The sequence below is a fragment of the Bacillus sp. BP-3 genome (assembly GCF_028401955.1).
In the GTDB taxonomy this organism is placed as follows: Bacteria; Bacillota; Bacilli; order Bacillales; family Bacillaceae_G; genus Bacillus_A.
On record NZ_JAQOTJ010000012.1, the window covers coordinates 90,783 to 107,994 of the forward strand.

At 34.6% G+C, this 17,212-nt stretch carries 16 protein-coding genes and 1 pseudogene; 3 read left to right on the forward strand and 14 right to left on the reverse strand.

All coding sequences use genetic code 11. The features are described from left to right. Positions 1–74 precede the first annotated feature (74 nt). A pseudogene (locus tag PLX19_RS18310) lies at positions 75–611 on the forward strand (DUF3898 domain-containing protein); the annotation flags it as partial. Between the two features lie 304 nt (positions 612–915). On the opposite strand, the gene PLX19_RS18315 reads toward PLX19_RS18310, so the two are convergent. The 8 genes from PLX19_RS18315 to cspD form a co-directional block, all read right to left on the reverse strand. Next, entirely contained in the window at positions 916–2,244 is a 1,329-nt protein-coding gene (locus PLX19_RS18315) for a glycosyltransferase family 4 protein (protein WP_272190191.1), read from the reverse strand. Between the two features lie 39 nt (positions 2,245–2,283). Then, positions 2,284–3,339, reverse strand: a complete 1,056-nt coding sequence (locus PLX19_RS18320; RefSeq protein WP_272190238.1) for a phosphotransferase — start codon at positions 3,337–3,339, stop codon at positions 2,284–2,286. A gap of 5 nt (positions 3,340–3,344) precedes the next feature. Further along, positions 3,345–4,520, reverse strand: a complete 1,176-nt coding sequence (locus tag PLX19_RS18325; RefSeq protein WP_272190192.1) for a carboxylate--amine ligase — start codon at positions 4,518–4,520, stop codon at positions 3,345–3,347. Then, a complete protein-coding gene (locus PLX19_RS18330) occupies positions 4,510–5,835 on the reverse strand; it encodes a glycosyltransferase family 4 protein (RefSeq protein ID WP_272190193.1) in 1,326 nt (441 codons plus the stop codon). The genes PLX19_RS18325 and PLX19_RS18330 overlap by 11 nt, the downstream gene beginning before the upstream one ends. After that, complete coding sequence (locus PLX19_RS18335; protein ID WP_272190240.1) at positions 5,832–6,488, reverse strand: PIG-L deacetylase family protein; 657 nt, start codon at positions 6,486–6,488, stop codon at positions 5,832–5,834. The genes PLX19_RS18330 and PLX19_RS18335 overlap by 4 nt, the downstream gene beginning before the upstream one ends. Positions 6,489–6,830: 342 nt before the next feature. After that, on the reverse strand, positions 6,831–7,379 hold the full coding sequence (locus tag PLX19_RS18340; protein WP_272190195.1) for an AarF/UbiB family protein: 549 nt from the start codon (positions 7,377–7,379) through the stop codon (positions 6,831–6,833). Positions 7,380–8,155: 776 nt separating this feature from the next. Continuing rightward, a complete protein-coding gene (locus PLX19_RS18345) occupies positions 8,156–9,004 on the reverse strand; it encodes an exonuclease (RefSeq protein WP_272190196.1) in 849 nt (282 codons plus the stop codon). A 121-nt stretch (positions 9,005–9,125) separates the two neighbouring features. Continuing rightward, a complete protein-coding gene (cspD, locus tag PLX19_RS18350; protein WP_035430809.1) occupies positions 9,126–9,326 on the reverse strand; it encodes a cold-shock protein CspD in 201 nt (66 codons plus the stop codon). A gap of 480 nt (positions 9,327–9,806) precedes the next feature. On the opposite strand from cspD, the gene PLX19_RS18355 reads away from it, so the two are divergent. Then, the gene (locus PLX19_RS18355) at positions 9,807–10,919 is read left to right on the forward strand and encodes a phosphodiester glycosidase family protein (protein ID WP_272190197.1); all 1,113 of its coding nucleotides are present in this window, start codon (positions 9,807–9,809) and stop codon (positions 10,917–10,919) included. A gap of 46 nt (positions 10,920–10,965) precedes the next feature. Here the strand turns inward: PLX19_RS18355 and PLX19_RS18360 are convergent, their stop codons facing one another. The 3 genes from PLX19_RS18360 to PLX19_RS18370 all read right to left on the reverse strand — a co-directional run bounded on the left by PLX19_RS18360 (position 10,966) and on the right by PLX19_RS18370 (position 12,684). Then, positions 10,966–11,583 carry an acetate uptake transporter gene (locus PLX19_RS18360; RefSeq protein WP_272190198.1) on the reverse strand — a complete coding sequence of 206 codons (618 nt, stop codon included), beginning with the start codon at positions 11,581–11,583 and terminating at the stop codon, positions 10,966–10,968. 85 nt (positions 11,584–11,668) lie between these two features. Then, a complete protein-coding gene (locus PLX19_RS18365) occupies positions 11,669–12,070 on the reverse strand; it encodes an NUDIX hydrolase (RefSeq protein WP_272190200.1) in 402 nt (133 codons plus the stop codon). Between the two features lie 161 nt (positions 12,071–12,231). Beyond that, positions 12,232–12,684: a ferritin-like domain-containing protein gene (locus PLX19_RS18370; protein WP_272190201.1), complete on the reverse strand. Its 453-nt coding sequence runs from the start codon at positions 12,682–12,684 to the stop codon at positions 12,232–12,234. A gap of 129 nt (positions 12,685–12,813) precedes the next feature. On the opposite strand from PLX19_RS18370, the gene PLX19_RS18375 reads away from it, so the two are divergent. Continuing rightward, positions 12,814–13,566, forward strand: a complete 753-nt coding sequence (locus tag PLX19_RS18375; RefSeq protein ID WP_272190202.1) for a (S)-benzoin forming benzil reductase — start codon at positions 12,814–12,816, stop codon at positions 13,564–13,566. 23 nt (positions 13,567–13,589) lie between these two features. Here PLX19_RS18375 and PLX19_RS18380 read toward each other — a convergent pair whose 3' ends face one another. From PLX19_RS18380 to PLX19_RS18390, 3 genes are all read right to left on the reverse strand, one after another. Further along, on the reverse strand, positions 13,590–14,429 hold the full coding sequence (locus tag PLX19_RS18380) for a GNAT family N-acetyltransferase (protein WP_272190203.1): 840 nt from the start codon (positions 14,427–14,429) through the stop codon (positions 13,590–13,592). 71 nt (positions 14,430–14,500) lie between these two features. Continuing rightward, the gene (gene argH, locus PLX19_RS18385; RefSeq protein ID WP_272190205.1) at positions 14,501–16,009 is read right to left on the reverse strand and encodes an argininosuccinate lyase; all 1,509 of its coding nucleotides are present in this window, start codon (positions 16,007–16,009) and stop codon (positions 14,501–14,503) included. Between the two features lie 101 nt (positions 16,010–16,110). Then, positions 16,111–17,211 (reverse strand): serine hydrolase, encoded by a 1,101-nt coding sequence (locus PLX19_RS18390; protein WP_442869067.1) that lies wholly within the window; start codon positions 17,209–17,211, stop codon positions 16,111–16,113. Position 17,212 lies beyond the last annotated feature (1 nt).

Genomic DNA, 17,212 nt, shown 5'->3' on the forward strand with positions numbered 1-17,212 from the left:
TCTGTTGCCAAATTTGTGTCCACAGCTTACATTATTTCTTTTAAACATTGCTAGAATGCGAATTCACACCTTTTCATCCATACATGCCAGAAGAAGGCATCGTGGAAGTAGGCGAACTAAAAATCCACCAAGCATCGCATGCCCGCTACTTCGAAGACTTCTTAAAATTCGTAGAATACGAGCGTTCCATGCCAGAAATTATGAAAACACAAGTTATGGGCATGGTATACGACCAAATTGAAGACGTCTTTGAAGAAGGTACAGAAGAACGTGAACAATTCGACCAAGCGATGGAAGTGTGGGCTGCAAGTCCTAAACGTGAAATTATGGAGCATTTCACAACAGAAGAAGTTATGGAAGCTACGGCACAAATTGTGGAGCATACCCCTGAGATAGAATTAAAACTAAAGGCAGACCACATTTCTGTGAAGGCATTGCTTGCGGATTTTGGTGAACAAGTTCATATTGCGAAGGTTAATGATAAATATGTACTGATGATTGAAGCGGACACGCTTACGTTTGAAAAAGGGTTCTCCCCTATTGAATTTTTGAAGCCCGATGAGCTGCAAGATGTAATTGAGCGGATTGAGAAGAAGCAACAGTATGGATAATGAGTAAGTGCCATTAAGGTGATTTCGAACGTTTTAGTGACCAAAATATGCTTTTTATCTTGTAGAAGATTTCCTATATTAATAAAAAATGAGTGCATGTGTGCCATAAACACACGCACTCATTTTTTTGCATATAAGTCGCTATTTTGCAAAAACAACATGTACTGCACTCACTTTCCCCTTTTCTTTTCGTACGATAGGAAAAGACTCTGACCGCTTCTATACGCGACTAGATGTTCCTATCCTCCCCTTAAGGGCGGTATGTTGTTTTTTAACTTAAATATGAATGTATCTTATACAAGTTCTATTTATTCTCCATAAAAGAGTAATATACTCTTTCTATCTTTGTGACCATTACATCCTGAGTTAAATGTTGCCGTGAATAGGCCTGAGCCTCTCTTCCCAATTGTTCACGAAGACTCTTATTCGTTAAAAGCAATTTAAGAGCATTAGAAAGTTGTTGCACATTGCCCGGTTCACAAATGATCCCTGTTTTTCCATTTTGAATCATTTCTGGTATGCCACCGCAATTTGTTGTAATAATAGCTTGGCGTGAAAACATAGCTTCAATAACTGAAATTGGAAAGTTATCGTTAATAGTAGGTAATACATAGATTGTAGAAGAAGAAAGTATTTCTGGTATATCTGCTCTTCTGCCCCAAAATTTAACATTATTAAGGCCGAGATGGATAACTTGATTTTCTAGCCTTTCTCGCATGATACCATCCCCAACAATCCAAACCTCTACATTCGTTAAATCTTGTTGAATTTGTGAGAGTGCTTTCAGGAGAATATCATGACCTTTTCTAGGAGAGAGGCGAGAAACACAAGTAATGACAAGTTTGTTAGTACACTTCGGCTTAGATTTAGAATCTTGCTGAAAATCTATGCCTGTATGAATAGTAATCAATTGCTCTGTCTTTGCTCCGTATGCTTTTAAAGGAGAATGAAAGGAAGTACTAATCGTTATGATTTGATCAGCCGCTCTTATTCCCTGTTTTTCAATTTCACTAAAATACGCTTCTTCAATTGATCCTTTTTTTATTTTATCAAATTTTAAGCGACTCTTTGTGAAATGCCCATGTGGTGTAAAAAATAGTGGTTTCTTATATTCTAAGTTTAGTTGTCCTAATAAAAAGACAGCGAATAAATCTTGTGCATGAAAGACATCGTATTGCTCTAATCTTTTTTCTCTTAAGAAAGACATAAATACATTCAAAAAACTCGTGTTTTTTATAATTTTTTCATTCACTATACCGTATCGTTGTAACATAAAATCCCTTGCATGTTCTGCAGCCTTCGGAATGTCTTGTTCTAAATGAACCGCTGTCATTTGAGTAGGAGAGATGACAGCTACGTCATGACCATACTTTTCAAAGCCTGTTTTTAAAGAAGTAATATAGTTTGATAATCCCCCTGTATTAGGATATTTCAAAAATGTTACATAAAGAATTTTTAGTTTGCTTGTTTTACTTAGTGTGCCATCTTTTTTAATTCCAAACGTCTCAAACGGTTCGGTAATACGATCCTTTTTATTATCTATTTGATAGTATTCATCCATGATTTTTAGTAGGCTCGTATGGAAAGGAACATTACATTCATTTCGTCTTTCCTTTGCTGTATTCAGAAGCATCTCCTCCTAACTCAGCTGATGATGAAAAATGTATATATGCTATAAACCTAATTCGCTTCCCCAGGTAGATATTTTTTCAAGATGATATGGCAATAATTCACCGCCGCGGTTATCAAATATTCTTCGCAGCTGAGTATGCAGTCCTTTTTCTAATGTTCTCTGCAAATATGACATTTTATAAAGATCAATTGGCTTTGTTTTAAAGTTTATGCCATTCTTCTGCATTTCTTTTGCATAAACTTCTACACAATGTGTACGAATTTCTTCTGCACTGCCTTGCCAATCTTTTCTGAAACCCAATAAAATTTCAACTAGAACAACCATATCAAACCAGACAGGTGCATATTTAGTTGACTCCCAATCGATAAACTGAATATGCCACGGTGCATGAAGTGTTACATTATTACTACAAATATTTTGCAAATGAAGATCGCCATGCGTTATTGACGAACCATTTTCAAATAGTTCCGGAAAAAAATCTGGCCCTTTGTTACATAGTTTTACTAACGATTTATAATGAGGCTTAATAATTCCCTTTAAGCGATCGTCTTTCATTCCATCATCAAGAAAATTAATCGTCTTTTCAATTTGTTTCGTTCGATCGTTCCTCATGCGGCTCGATTCATAAATAGGGAGCCAAGATTTCCAAACATATTTATGTTTTTTATAATTGTCTTCAAATGTGTGCGCGTGAAGCTTAGCAACAGTGGGAATAATGTAGTCAAAATGTTTCGGTAAAAAGGTAATCTGACCACGTATTTGACGTACAAACTCCATAAATATCCAAGTCTCATTTCTATTTTGTTCAATATGATATATATCAGGAAGAAATTCTTTCAATATAGAATAAGCACTATTATATATATTAATCTCTATTTCGTTTTTGTAATCTGCTGAATTATATATTTTTAAAATGATAGGATAGGAATCATCTTTTGTTTGAATAAATAATTTATAAATACTACTTCTTCTTGTTGACTTTAAACACTCGATTTTATCAGAATCTATTACAACTCTCTTATTCATTGAATAAGAGAGTTTTTCTTCAATTCTCAACTTTTCAAAGTAACCGGACAATACTTCTGCCTCGTACAATATTTTCATTCCTTTCGCTTTCGTTTCCAGGCGTTTACCAAGTGCGACCATGCACTTCTAATGAATGGCATTGGATCATCCCACGCAAACAAAGCAAATTCTTTTTTACCTCTCAATCCTTTATAAAAGTCTTTCCATTTCATTTCAGCTCTTCTTTTCTTATGACGAAATGTTAAATAATATCGAACAAGATAAATCCATTTAATTCCGTCTATTTGTTTGAGTCTTGGCGTTGGATTTTGCTTTGTCAAATATAAATAATACATATAAACAAAATCAATACCAGCTGGCCCTGTGAGACTATGAGTTAACCAAAAGCGTGGGTTTATTTCAATAAACTTATAAACACCATCCCGAGGATCCTTTTTAAACTCTGCCATAGCAATACCTTTAAGACCGATGTTTTTAAAAAAAGGCAAACATATATCCACTAATTCCGGAACTTGTTTACTAACAATGTGCGCTCCTGTTCCAAATTCAGCTGGGAATTGATGATTTTTTTGTAAGGAAAATAACGCAAGCAACTCCATGTTGTCGTCATAAAATGTCGCAACCTTATAAAAGCATTGGTTATCACCAGGAATAATTTCTTGAATTATGAGCTTTCCATGCTGTCGATATGATTGATACTCATTTCTAAGTTGAGCTGCATTCTGAATGAGGATAGCCTTTTGGTTTATCTTTTTTCGAAACTCATGACCTAAAACCGGCTTTAATATACATGGAAACTCAACGTTTAATATCGCTTCTTCCAATTGTTCTTGTTTCGTAATTACATACGTTTTTGGACACGAAATATTATGTTTAACTGCTAGTTCATACGCTTTTTGTTTATTTAGTGTTTCTTCAATCAACGAATGTTCAGGGAACAAAAATAAAAAGTAGTTAGATAGCTCCATTCGATATTTTGAAATGAATACTACATAATCATCTGCACCTGTATACAAAACAGGTTTCACTTTAAATTCTTTAGCCAAGTTGATTAGAAAAGTTAGTAATTCTTTTTCTTCATACAAAGGGCTTGGGCATATTCCACATGTAGCAAGGCGCGATTTCCCTATTTTATAAGGTTTCTCTACATCAAATGCATAAACGCTAATTCCTTTTCTCGCCAAACTTCTAATAATCCCAATTCCATTTGCACTTAAATCCAGTACAACCGCTGCATTCTCATGATTCATTGAACTCTTCCTTACTTAAATACTTTTTGTAGATGTTTTCGATGTTTGCTACCATAGTCTCCCTAGTTAAATACTTCTGAGCAAACTTTCTTGCATTTCTCCCCAGCTCTTCCCGCTCCTGCTGATTTGCAATAACAAACTGCAATGCGCGCGCCAGTTTATTTGTATCTCCTGCATCGACAAGAATGCCTGTCTTAGAGTCTTTAATCAGTTCAGGTATACCTCCCGATGGCGTTGAAATGACACAAACCCCGCTATGCATCGCCTCAATAATAGAAATTGGTAGGCTATCATTTAAAGTTGGAAGTACAAAAATATCTGTCTTACTTAAAATATCTGGGACATCGTCTCTTTGCCCTAAAAATTCCACCATGGAAAGATTCAAAGAATGAACCTGTTCTTCTAATTTCTCCCTCATCTCACCATCTCCGACAATAAGCAGATTAATTTTATCTTTATATTTGCTTTCTATCTGTGAAAAGGCGTCAAGTAATACATTATGACCTTTTCTTGGTCCTAACCTAGCCACACATGTAATAACAATTTTCTTACGGGTTGAAGATGTATTTTTTGTTTGATACTTATCAGGATAATCAATGCCTGTCAGTACGGTTGTCATATTCTCTTGATTTGCCCCTAACTTCATTAACGGGCGACGAAATGAATCACTGAGAATAATAAGATGATCGGCAAATTCAATTGCTTTTCTTTCTAATGCCGTATGATAGAATTCTTCCACTGAATCCTTTTTAAACATGCCGAACTTTACTCGATTAAAAGTAAACATTCCATGGGGAGTAAATATCAATTTTTTTCCAAAATATTCATTAATTCTTCCTAATATATTAGCTGTGAACAAATCTTGCGCATGGAAGACATCATATTTTTTAAATTTGATATTTTCACGAATCATTCTTTCGTATATATACATATTTCTTTGATTTTTGATAATTGTGCTATTATAACTTCCATAACGTTCTTTTAAAAAATTTTTTAACTCAGGAACAATCCCTTCGCGCAACCTCTCCACTTGACTGCTAGAAAAGTGATTAGGAGAGATAATATCGACATGATGTCCTTGTTTTCTTAATCCTTCACTAAGTGCTGTAATATAATTAGATAGCCCGCCAGTATGAGGATAGTCCCAAAATGTAGCGATTAATATTGAAAGTTTCTTCTTTTTAGACCCCTTTGACTCTGTATAACGCTCTTCTGCTTTACTTTTCTTTTTTTGTAATGAGTATGACTGAACTCCATAATACTTATCCAATGTTTTGATTATATAAGGATAAGGGAACTCAAATCTCTTTTTCACTTCCAAACCCTCCTTATCACTTCAAACGCTTCGGCATATGGTACGCCAATCGTCATTCCTCTAACTCTTCCTAAATACTCAACTCCTTCGTATGAACGAGGATGAGGAAAATCTCTCATTTCTACATCGTAATGTTTAAGCGCTGCAATCTTTGAGTCTATTTGATCTGTAATGTTAACAAAATAATTAGGCTTGAAAGATTTATCATTCGTGTGTATATTCCACTCACTAGAAGAAACGGTTTCAAATGTAATTAATTCTATCGGATGTTTGTTTGGTAGAGGGCGAGTCGCAGTCAAAACCGCTTGAAAAGTAATATGGTGATCAATATTCAGATCTCCATAATGATGAGTGAAGATTTTGCTTGGTTTGTAAATTTGTATTAATTGTTCAATTTCTTTCGTTAATTGATGTAGTGGAATTAATTCTAACTCTAAATTAGCATGTTCGAGGAATATCACTTCTTCAATACCAATTTCCTTATTTGCACACCGGCCTAGCTGCTGTATGTGATGAGCTTCCTCTTTTCTTCCTAGAGCAGTAATAATTGAAATTACTTGATGTCCTTCCTCTACTAATCTTTTTAAAGTCCCGCCAGTTCCTAATAACTCATCGTCGGGATGTGCGCCAATGACTAAAATACACTCTTTCATTAGTATTTTCACTCCTTGTACTACTTAATTTATGATTGATACTGTAAAAAGAAACTGTCATTAGCGGAAAACTTGTTTTTATTTATTACTAATAACCACTAGTTCAGGCATACATTCATATGTGCATTTCTCCCTATGTGATAAATAAACTTTTCATCACTGGTGAAAAGCTCTTGATAATTAGGTATATACTAACCGTTATCTTCCACATTTCTTTTGTAATATTTAACGCTTTTCAGAGAAGAGCCTTATCACTCATACATTTTAAAAAGAAGGAATCCAAACAATATAACGGTGACTTGAATACGAAAAAGTATGGAATACAAGACACTTCATTTTTTATTAGCGTTTCATCCATGTTTTATAAACGGAAGGCTGTATATTCCTCACATCTTTTAAAAAATCCTCTGCGAGCCCCAATTTTTCAAAACCCATTAATAACTTAATAGGAGTCTTTCTATTTAAAGTAAAAGCTCTTTTATGATCAATAACTTTTAATTGACCTTTTTCATTTATTAAAACATGTCTCACTTCAGTGTCCCATCTAGTAAACCCTAGCTTTTTCAATTCACCCAACATTATTAATATTTTTCCAGTTAATTCTTCTGTAATTTTTTTTTCTCTTTTCAAGTGACGCGCAAGTGAAATTCCACGTATATATTCCATAACGATATAATTTTCTCCATATTCATAAAGTCGTGGAATAATAGGGGAAGATTGTCCAATTGCAAGCGCTTTTAACTCTTTTTTTCGAGTTTCTTCCAGATAATATATTTTCACACATTTATTATCATTTAATTGATATACTTCCCCATCTTTTCCGCTCCCAATGAGCTTATATTTTTCTATATCTTTTCTACTTACTCTTCTTTTATTAAAATATGCTTTCATTTCATTTCTCCTTATTTGAGATTTCATAATTTCGTAATCGCTTCATCTCATATTCTATGATTCCTCATTCGCATATGTACCCTAAATTTGTATATATTTTTATAAATGGATTCAATTTAAAAAAAGATTAGTGGTTGAAAAGTAGTGGGGGGACTTTGTTTTAACAAGAGGCGTACTACTAGCTGTTTTTTATTACATTTTTACCATTAAACAAATTAATAGTGTTTTGTCAGATATAAAGTGGAAAAATTTCCTATATCTATTCTTACTAGTATTGGAATATTCATAGAAAGATTTCTTCGCCTTCATTCACTGAACTATCTTCTTCATTTCTCTCTACGTTTTGAGGTGGAGGGTTACTGCCCACGAATAGCGGAAATTTCTAGTATGGAGGAGCATTTTACGGTTGATCTTAGCATATTTTAATGGAGATTTACTCTTCGTTATTTATGATAACAATAGAAGTCGTTATGCTATCTTTAGAATTTTATCCTTTTGTATCGGCATGAAAAATCTGTATAATGAGGAGGGCTAATCTTTTTCTTTAGCCTTAATGTATATGTTTATTAAATGAGGAATTTAGAAAAACATGTAGATCAATTAGCTCCACAGAGAGTCTGGGGAAGTTACGTTTTTTCTTTGGATGGAACACCTCTCCTGCATGAAGCAATTATTAACAGATCACTAATCTCAAGTGAAACTGCAATCAGTGGATTCTTTTCACCTCCACTGACCGCACATAATCTATCTTTTTCAGTAGCATAAAGCATCCGCACCTATTTTGTTTTATTCTCTTGGTTATTCATTGAAGCCAATATTTGAAGTTGCTGCTTTGCTTTCTTTAAAGCAGTAGGAAAGTAATTTTGTAGTAGTAGTAAAGTCGCATGATCAAAATAATATTGTTCTGATACATTCTCCCATGTCTTACTATTTATGAACGTATCCCATGTCATTTGGGAATTCCCTCTTTTTTTCACCTCTTTAAATACCCATCTTTTCATTTTCTTTCTACCCTTATCAGTCAAAGAGCCACTTTTCACAAGGATTAGCTCCACATTTCTCTTATAACGTTTACGAATGTCTTTTTGTTTAGCTGCTGTAAGAAAAATATTTGCCGTGTTCTTGGCATCGTCAAAGGCGCGATGTTGTTTTCCTTCCCATTCTAAAGTCAATTGTGCTACTGCAAGTTTCAAACTGGGTGGATTTACAAATATTTCCTTATATGCATGAAATACAAATCTCTGTAAATCAAATCTTCTTTCTTTCTCAAGATCAGGACATTTCACATTATATCGTGCACAATCTTCTGTTAGAAATCCATAATCCTCTTTTCCCCACGTTACAAACATATAATCTTCTCCTAGAAACTTACGAAAGCGCCCAATTACTTTTGGGAATTTTTCTGCACCTTTTACATCTTGTTTTGTAATTCCTGTTAATTTTGTTGTATGACGAGATAGGGATGCCGTTGGTTTCACTAATGACGAAAAAACTTCGATGATGCTCATTGTACTTGCTTCAATCTTGACGGCTCCGATATCAACTATTTCCGTTGGAGCATCTGATTGATAAGGTCTAAAATTCCGCTCAATATCAAATACAATATAATATTTTGGTTCATACATACCACATACCTCTTCCTTATCACTTCTTAACAGTATATCCCTTATTTCCAATATGTATTAACAATCACTCATATTTAAGGTATTAAAAAAGAGAAGGGAGTTCCCTTCTCTTTCACTTCAATTATTTTTTTGTTACGTTAGTAGCTTGTGGTCCACGGTTACCTTGTTCAACTTCGAAAGTAACTTCTTGACCTTCTTCTAAAGTTTTGAAGCCGTCGCCTTGGATAGCTGAGAAGTGAACGAATACGTCTTCTCCACCTTCAACTTCGATGAAACCGAAACCTTTGTCAGCGTTAAACCATTTTACTTTACCGTTTTGCATGAAAAAATCCTCCTAAAATATGTACCTTAATGTACATGTCCATTTTCTACCATTTTACAAATAATCATCAGATATAAAAAACTGTAACCCAGAGAAGATTTAACATTGCTATCCCCCTCTGAAGTTACAGCTTATTTAAATCTCTATGGTATTAAAAGTAAAATGGTTTAACCTCACTATACACCTTTATTAACATAAATGCAAATTTTTATTTTTTATTTATGTATTATATGACGTGAACGAATCATATAATCTGTTTTTTCCCTTTACTTTGTCTATGTCTTTCCAAATGAGATTCCCTTATTTTTTCCGTCATTAATTAATCTGACCGTTTTTATTATGATTTAACGATACAGTTTCATATTTTCCTCTTGTCAAATTGTTTATATCATCATATTGTAAAGGAATCTACGCTATTAATAAGAAGTGATTGCATCACAAAAAAGCTAAAAGCTGAACTATTTAAGAGGAGTTTTCAGAATGAAAAAACATCTAAAAAAAGCTTTAAAAATATCCTCCATTTTATTATTTGTTTTCATTGCAATTGGTGCTGGTGTATTGTTTGGTACGCCGTATGGACATAAATTACGTGTAATTGCTGCGGAAAGCATCTTAACTTCACAACATCGTGATTTGGCAAAATTCACTTTTCTACCTCAACAAGAGTTGAATGATATTTCAAATTCGATTAATAATCCAAAGTGGAAAAACAGCCAATCCGACGGGCTTCAAAAACTTACAAAACAACAATTAGAAGCGAAAAAACACGTGCCGCTCCATGTAAAAATCGAAACCATTCAAAAAAAATATGAGGATCATTATTTTGAAGGAAAACTTATGACAATTAGTAATCCTCTTAATGTAAAACTTGTAACACAGCAAGGTACGCAAGGTAGCGATGTTGGTGAGAAAATTTATGTGATGGCTAAGCGGAATCACGCACTTGCTGCGGTAAATGCAAGTGGATTTTCAGATGAAACAGGACATGGTGGCGGTAAAGTTGGTCTAGGTATTGTGATTGAAAACGGACAAATTATTCATACACCTCAAAATGAAACTACACCGGATATTATCACTGGTTTAACAAAGTATGGACAAATGGTAACAGGCGACTACTCTGCACAGCAATTGCTGAATAAAAGTGTTGTTTCTGCAGCTGGTTTTATGCCCCAGCTTATCGTAAATGGTGAAAAAATGCTTACGAATGATGGTGGCTGGGGATATGGCCCTAGAAGTATTATGGCTCAAAAAAAAGATGGCTCAATTATGTTTCTTATCGTAGATGGTAGACAACCTCACAGTATTGGTGCTTCTTTAAAAGATTGTCAGGACCTTTTATATGACAAGGGCGCCGAAAACGCGATGGCTATGGATGGCGGTTCTTCTGCAACTATGTATGCATTAGGAGATATATTAAACATCCCTTCTACTCTATCTCATAAGTCTCGTTACCTTCCAAACTGTTGGGTTGTAACTACCAATAACAATCAAAAAGTGGATGTTACAATTGACGGTCATCCGGCAGAAACCTCAAAGATTGCCGAAATGACAGGAACATCTGCTGTTGCTTCTCACGAAACAAAGAGCAGTTAAGTATCTATAGGATACTTAACTGCTCTTTTCTGTTTTATTTATGCTGTTATTTTTTAAAGATACCAAAAGGCTTACCAACTGGTAATACAACTTTTCCGAAATGTATGTTTAATACTGCTGCTGCTGATCCGTAGAATGAAAGCAGTGAAATAAGCAATTCAGAAATTGCTGCTAATTTATGCATTGCATGTGGCATAACACCTAAAGTACTAAATGAAAGGCCTATAAATAAGAAATCAATAAGCACAAAAATCGTAAATAATACTTTATGTGTTTCCATTGCGCCTATTGTCATAAACAAGCTAAAAATTAAGTAACCTACAAATGCTACGCCAAGTTGTTTTGGATCCACAGTTGTTGCTAATTTCTCACCAAATACGCCAAGTTGAATTAGCCATGAAGTACCAACACCAAACCAAAATAATGCAAATCCACCAAACGCTGTTGTACCGAATGTATTATTGTGCTTTGCATCGTTAATACAAGCAAATAATTGGGCAAAACCTCCTAAGAAAATCGCCCATGGCAATACAAATGAAACACCACTTGTTAAGCCAAGTTTTTGTGAGGACGCAACAAGTGTAACCATTGCAAGTCCAAATAAACCTAGTGCAGACGGATCTGCTGTTGTCATTTTCACATGATGTGTAGTTTGCTTTTCCATAAAACCCTCCTGATTTAAAAACATACTTGAATACAATACTGAAATCAGAGGGTACTGTCAATCTTTTTTATCGTATTCACACAAATTACATATTTTCATATAAACGATATACATATTCTCCCACTTCTAACGGTTTAATATTTATATTTAGTACATCCTTTATCGGCACCCACATCGGAATATATTTGTTACAGCCACTGTCATTATTTATATATTCCTCACCTTTTCCATTACCAAATGTACCACCTACAATTATTGCTTCATAGTAATATTGTGTCCCATTGTAGTTCACCTTCTTTGCAAGCCGCTTTATTTGTATATGTACCCCAAGTTCTTCATATACTTCTCTAACTGTTGCTTCTTCTGAGGTTTCTCCTTCCTCAATTCCGCCGCCTGGAAACACGTAATATATTTCTTTATCCCGAATCCGTTTTATAAGAGCTAATTTTCCTTCTTGCATAAGAATTGCTGCGCCTCGATCTCGCATTCTAGATCTCCTCACCATATTAATTTCTGCCCCTTTCAGCAACTACATTTATTATTAAGACACAACTTCTATCGATGAGAATTTCCTTCATCACTTCTCTCAATATAATAGTAAGGTTGTCCTTCAATAGCGAAGAAAAAACTAGACACCATCGTCTAGTTTTATAAAGAAGATCGTAAAAAACCAAAACGTATAGCATGCTCTATTTCATCTGTCATCGCTCGAAAAAAAACATCCCGAACTGCTAAGTTTTGCGTTAACAAATAAGCATTACGATAGTCTTCATACGCTTCTAATTCATCTTCATACGCGCGTTCTAATCCCTCTTTATAAGAAGAATATTGCGTTTGTACCACTTGATACGTTGGCTGTTGCCCCGTTAATGTTGTAAACAATTGTATAAACTGCTGTAAATGTACTTTTTCATCTTCTAATGCATGAGAAATATCTTTTTTATGTTTCGCATTTGGTGCTTCGTTTACAAGCCGACTATAAAAATCAATTGCGGCCGCTTCCCCTTTAATCGCTTCTAAAATCGCTTGCGATACTTGTTTATAAGTCCCTTCGTTTACTCGATAAAATTGATTATACGAGTTAGGATTTACATAGTACATATCTACTCCCCCTCAAAACAATTCATTACTATATTGTATGTAGAGGTAATTATTTCGTTCAGTTTCGTTTCGCTTATGAAAAAGAATGCTTTATACTAATACATGTATAAGGAAAGGAGATTACAATATATGCGTTATGTAATAGTAACAGGAACTTCTCGCGGTTTAGGCGAGGCAATTGCCTTGCAATTACTAGAACAAGGAACGAAACTCATTTCTATATCACGCAACCAAAACGAGCAACTTATGAAGCAAGCACAGCACTTTAATAATCCCTTTGATTTTTATTCGTTTAACCTACAAGAAATTCATCAAATTGAGTCACTCATGGAAAAGATTTTTTCAACTATTGATGTAACCACCGTTTCTTCTATTCACCTAATTAATAATGCCGGTATGCTAGCGCCAATGAAACCACTTGAGCGCTCAGAAAGCGAGCAATTAATTGCAAATGTACATGTAAATTTAGTGGCGCCGATGTTACTCTCTTCAGCATTTATGAAACACACGAAAGACTGGAATGTAGATAAACGTATTATTAACATCTCTTCTGGTGCTGCCCAGAATCCCTACTTCGGCTGGGGGGCATATTGCACAACGAAAGCCGGTGTAAATATGCTTACAAAATGTATTGCGCTAGAAGAAACTGACAAAAAATACCCAGTAAAAGTTATTTCTTTTGCCCCAGGTGTAGTAGATACAGAGATGCAGACAGAAATTAGACAAACACCAAAAGAAGATTTTATTCAAGTGGAACGTTTCTTATCTTTAAAAGAAAACGATCATTTACTTTCACCAAATTATGTAGCAAAGGCCGTTATTGATTTATTAGAAACAAATCACTTCGATCAAGGTGGCATTATACGTATCGATGAACAATAGAAAACTCGTTAATAGCGAGTTTTCTATTGTTTAGATTCTAAAAATAATAGAACTGACTCCATTATTAATTCATAACCAATTTCTTTATATATTTTATTCGATGTAGGATTTGCTAAATCAGTATATAACGAAGTCATTTCATATCCATTGTCCAACATACGTTGGCTCAGTGCCGATACACAATTGAAAGCATAACCTTGTTTACGTTCTACCTCTGGAGTATATACAAAATTAATTGTGATATTACGTTTCGTCGGTCTTGTGACTGCAGCCATTGAAACTAACCGCCCTTCCACTTCCCATCCAAACAGCCGCTGACTTTCAATTAATTCAGCGGCAGTATGCACTGCTTCTTCCTTTGTGAGCGCTAAATGTACTTCCTCACAAAAATGGTATACCCAATCTTCAATTAAAATTTTTTCTTTTAATTCTACTCGGCGGAAAACCCCGTTGCTTCCAGCCTTCTTCTTTACATACTTTAACCCGTACACACCTTGATTCATTTTGGTTTGAATCGATTTATTTTGAAAATTTGCGAGTTGTTCTGCTAAATGCTCCACCACCTGTTTTTCCCCAATTAATCCGGGTACATCAGGATAAGCAATTGCTAGTTGCCCTGCAAGCTCTCTTATATCATCTTTTTCTAAAGGTGCAGATTTCGAGACAATTACTTGACGATGATGTGTTTGAAGCATGACGAATACAAGCTTTTCCTCTTTTATAGCTGTTGCCATAAATAATGGAAACTGAGAGGATCGTAACACACCCAATATTAAGTTATTCTCTTGCTCATATGTTTCCAAAAAAGGAAGAACATCATTTTTAAATTGCGTAAAATTTGTATATATATGAAGTCGTATCACTATAATCTCTTCTTTCTTTCCTAAATATATAGTGATATATTGGCGATTTAAAAGGGAAATCCTTCTTTATTTCATGAGTTTACAATAGTTGCAACAATTGTATTCAATTGTGTTTCAGCTTCACTAAGCTGCTTCTTCACATCTTCTAACATTTGTTTCTGGTTTGCAACATTCTCTTTTCTTTCTCTAATCATCCGTTGCATTTGCTCACGGCTCGGTCCTCCGTATACGTTTCTCTTTGCAACAAATGAATGAGGTGAAGTCATTTCCTTCCACTCTTCATCTGTAAGTACTACTTTTAGTTCTTTTTGTAAATACACATTAATATCGACAAGTTTTAGTTCATATAAGTCTTTTTTCTGTTCTTCTGAAAATTTTGCTATATAACTAGCTACGCAGTGAGCACGGCGAAATGGAACATCATACTTGCGAGTTAATGAATCAGCTAATTCAGTTATCGTAATTGCATGCTTATTTGCACGACTTTTTAAGATGTCCTTTTCAATTGTCATTGTACGTACCACCGCATTCATTACAGAAACAACTCGAATTGCTTTCTCAAATCCTTCATATAAATGAGGCTGTAAATCATCTTCTGTATCAACTATATCTCCAAACGGAGTATTATGAATCATTTGAAAAACAGTAAACGCTTCTCCCCAAATACTACTCGCGAGAGATCTAGCATGTTCAATTGATACTGGATTTCGTTTTTGTGGCATAATACTACTAATTTGCACATAAGGATCTGCAACTGTAATGCCACTATATTCTTTCGTAGCTAATAATAAAAAGTCTTGAAGCCATCTACTTGTATTTGTCATCATTATCATAAGTGCGCTACTTGTTTCTAATAAATAATCAGTACTTGCAATTGCGTCATATGAATTTTCAATTACTTTTGAAAAACCAAGAAGATCTGCAACTCGTTTTCGATTAATCGGAAAACTTGTTGTAGCAAGCGCTGCCGCTCCTAGTGGAGATTGATTTACAGCACGATAAGCGCTCCATAAACGCTCCGTATCACGTCCCATCATATCATAAATGGCCAGCAAATAATGTCCAAACGTTGTTGGCTGCGCTGGCTGTGTATGTGTATATGCTGGCATAATCGTTTCCATATGCTCTTTAGCCTGCCCTAGAATCCCCTCTTGCAGTACCATAAAATGTTCGATGTATCGTAGTAAATAACGTCGTAAGTTCATCCGATACATCGCCACTCCCATATCATTTCGACTTCGTCCAATATGCATATTACTAATACTATCGCTATCCGCTTCTTTTTGAATCAGATGCTCAACTAGAAAAAAGAGATCTTCATACTCTTCACTATATTCAAGCTTGTCTAATGAAATAGTTTTTACGTTTTCTACTGCCATTACAATTTTTTTAGCATCTTGTTTTTTTAACAAACCTTCTTCTTTTAACATAATGACATGTGCATGATGAATACGAAACATGTCCTCTAATAAATAATTTCTCTGAAAATAGAATATGTGTTGTAGTATACAATCTGCATATGTCTTACCAGGAAAGTTTACCCCTTCCCGCTGCAAAAACTCCTTGTTCCCCTCCTGCATTTCAAATAGCTCCCCTCGACTATTAATTATTAATCATCATACCCACCTACTCAAAATAATGTGTTTATCCAAACAAAAAAACCGATGCATACACATCGGTTTTACTTAATAATAGTTGCTTTATATTTATCACTTTGTAATATTTGAAAATGCAAATTAAGTAAATGTTTACGTAATTCCGCACTGTCGTCTTCGTTTACATCATTTGCCAAAAAGACAATTTCTGTACAGTTCCCCTGTTTGTCTGTTGCATATACAGCTTTAGATAATGACCACGGTGTATAGCCATTTTTTTGACCGGCATGTCGAAAAACTTGGCGATACTTTTTCCCTTGCATATCTGATTCTACGAGTTGTGCCCACTCATTCTCTTCTTCTTTTGTAAGATTTCTCTTATGATTTGCTTTCTCTAATAAAATCATATAGTCATTCGCAGAAGCGGCTGGCAACCGATCTGACCATATTTTTTCGTACTTTTCTCCTAAGAAAAGCGGAATTTCATTTTGCAACTGCGAGCCTTTTTGCTTTAAACGCTCATGTATTAATATCGCGCATTTGCGATATTCTTCTTGCGACATGTTTTTCAACTTATTTTCTAATTGATTTTTTGGAACATGTAGTTCCTTGTGTAAATATCCCGGAATATATAAAGATGCAACAATCGGAAATAACGGCTGATGTGATGGCAATGCCAGCTTATTTATGTTTGCATTTATATTGTCGATACCAAGACGATCCATTAAATACTCTGTATTGGCATTTGAGCTAAATCTCATCATCCCTCTTGCGATATCTTCAAGCGTAACAGCATTTTCCTCTATGAGTCCTTTTTTCATTAAAACTTTTTGCCATCTTTCATGAGCACCGCCATCTGTCTTTGGAATATAATAACGATTTACATCGTCCAATGATACAAGCTCATTCGGATCAATTTTCCCTTCTCCTACTTGTTTTGTGAATTCTAATGCTACAATTAGCTTCATTGTACTCGCTACAGGTAATACAACATTAGAGTTTACGGAATATACTAATTTATCATTTCGTTTTACTAACAACGCGCTGTTTTTTTGCTCTTTATTTTCTTCTACAAATGACGCAACATACTGCGCATCATCATAATTTGAACTCCATACTTTTTTTACCAAAAAATTACCTGAGAAAATAAATGCAAATAAACCAATTATTCCTACACATAATCCAATT

Excerpts from the sequence above, each read along its gene's own strand:
- PLX19_RS18345 (WP_272190196.1), bottom strand. The coding sequence starts at position 9,004 with ATGTATGAACCAAAATATTATATTGTATTTGATATTGAGCGGAATTTT.
- PLX19_RS18370 (WP_272190201.1), bottom strand. The coding sequence starts at position 12,684 with ATGTACTATGTAAATCCTAACTCGTATAATCAATTTTATCGAGTAAAC.
- PLX19_RS18375 (WP_272190202.1), top strand. The coding sequence starts at position 12,814 with ATGCGTTATGTAATAGTAACAGGAACTTCTCGCGGTTTAGGCGAGGCA.
- cspD (WP_035430809.1), bottom strand. The coding sequence starts at position 9,326 with ATGCAAAACGGTAAAGTAAAATGGTTTAACGCTGACAAAGGTTTCGGT.
- PLX19_RS18355 (WP_272190197.1), top strand. The coding sequence starts at position 9,807 with ATGAAAAAACATCTAAAAAAAGCTTTAAAAATATCCTCCATTTTATTA.
- PLX19_RS18335 (WP_272190240.1), bottom strand. The coding sequence starts at position 6,488 with ATGAAAGAGTGTATTTTAGTCATTGGCGCACATCCCGACGATGAGTTA.
- PLX19_RS18360 (WP_272190198.1), bottom strand. The coding sequence starts at position 11,583 with ATGGAAAAGCAAACTACACATCATGTGAAAATGACAACAGCAGATCCG.
- PLX19_RS18315 (WP_272190191.1), bottom strand. The coding sequence starts at position 2,244 with ATGCTTCTGAATACAGCAAAGGAAAGACGAAATGAATGTAATGTTCCT.
- PLX19_RS18365 (WP_272190200.1), bottom strand. The coding sequence starts at position 12,070 with ATGCGAGATCGAGGCGCAGCAATTCTTATGCAAGAAGGAAAATTAGCT.
- argH (WP_272190205.1), bottom strand. The coding sequence starts at position 16,009 with ATGCAGGAGGGGAACAAGGAGTTTTTGCAGCGGGAAGGGGTAAACTTT.
- PLX19_RS18325 (WP_272190192.1), bottom strand. The coding sequence starts at position 4,520 with ATGAATCATGAGAATGCAGCGGTTGTACTGGATTTAAGTGCAAATGGA.
- PLX19_RS18340 (WP_272190195.1), bottom strand. The coding sequence starts at position 7,379 with ATGAAAGCATATTTTAATAAAAGAAGAGTAAGTAGAAAAGATATAGAA.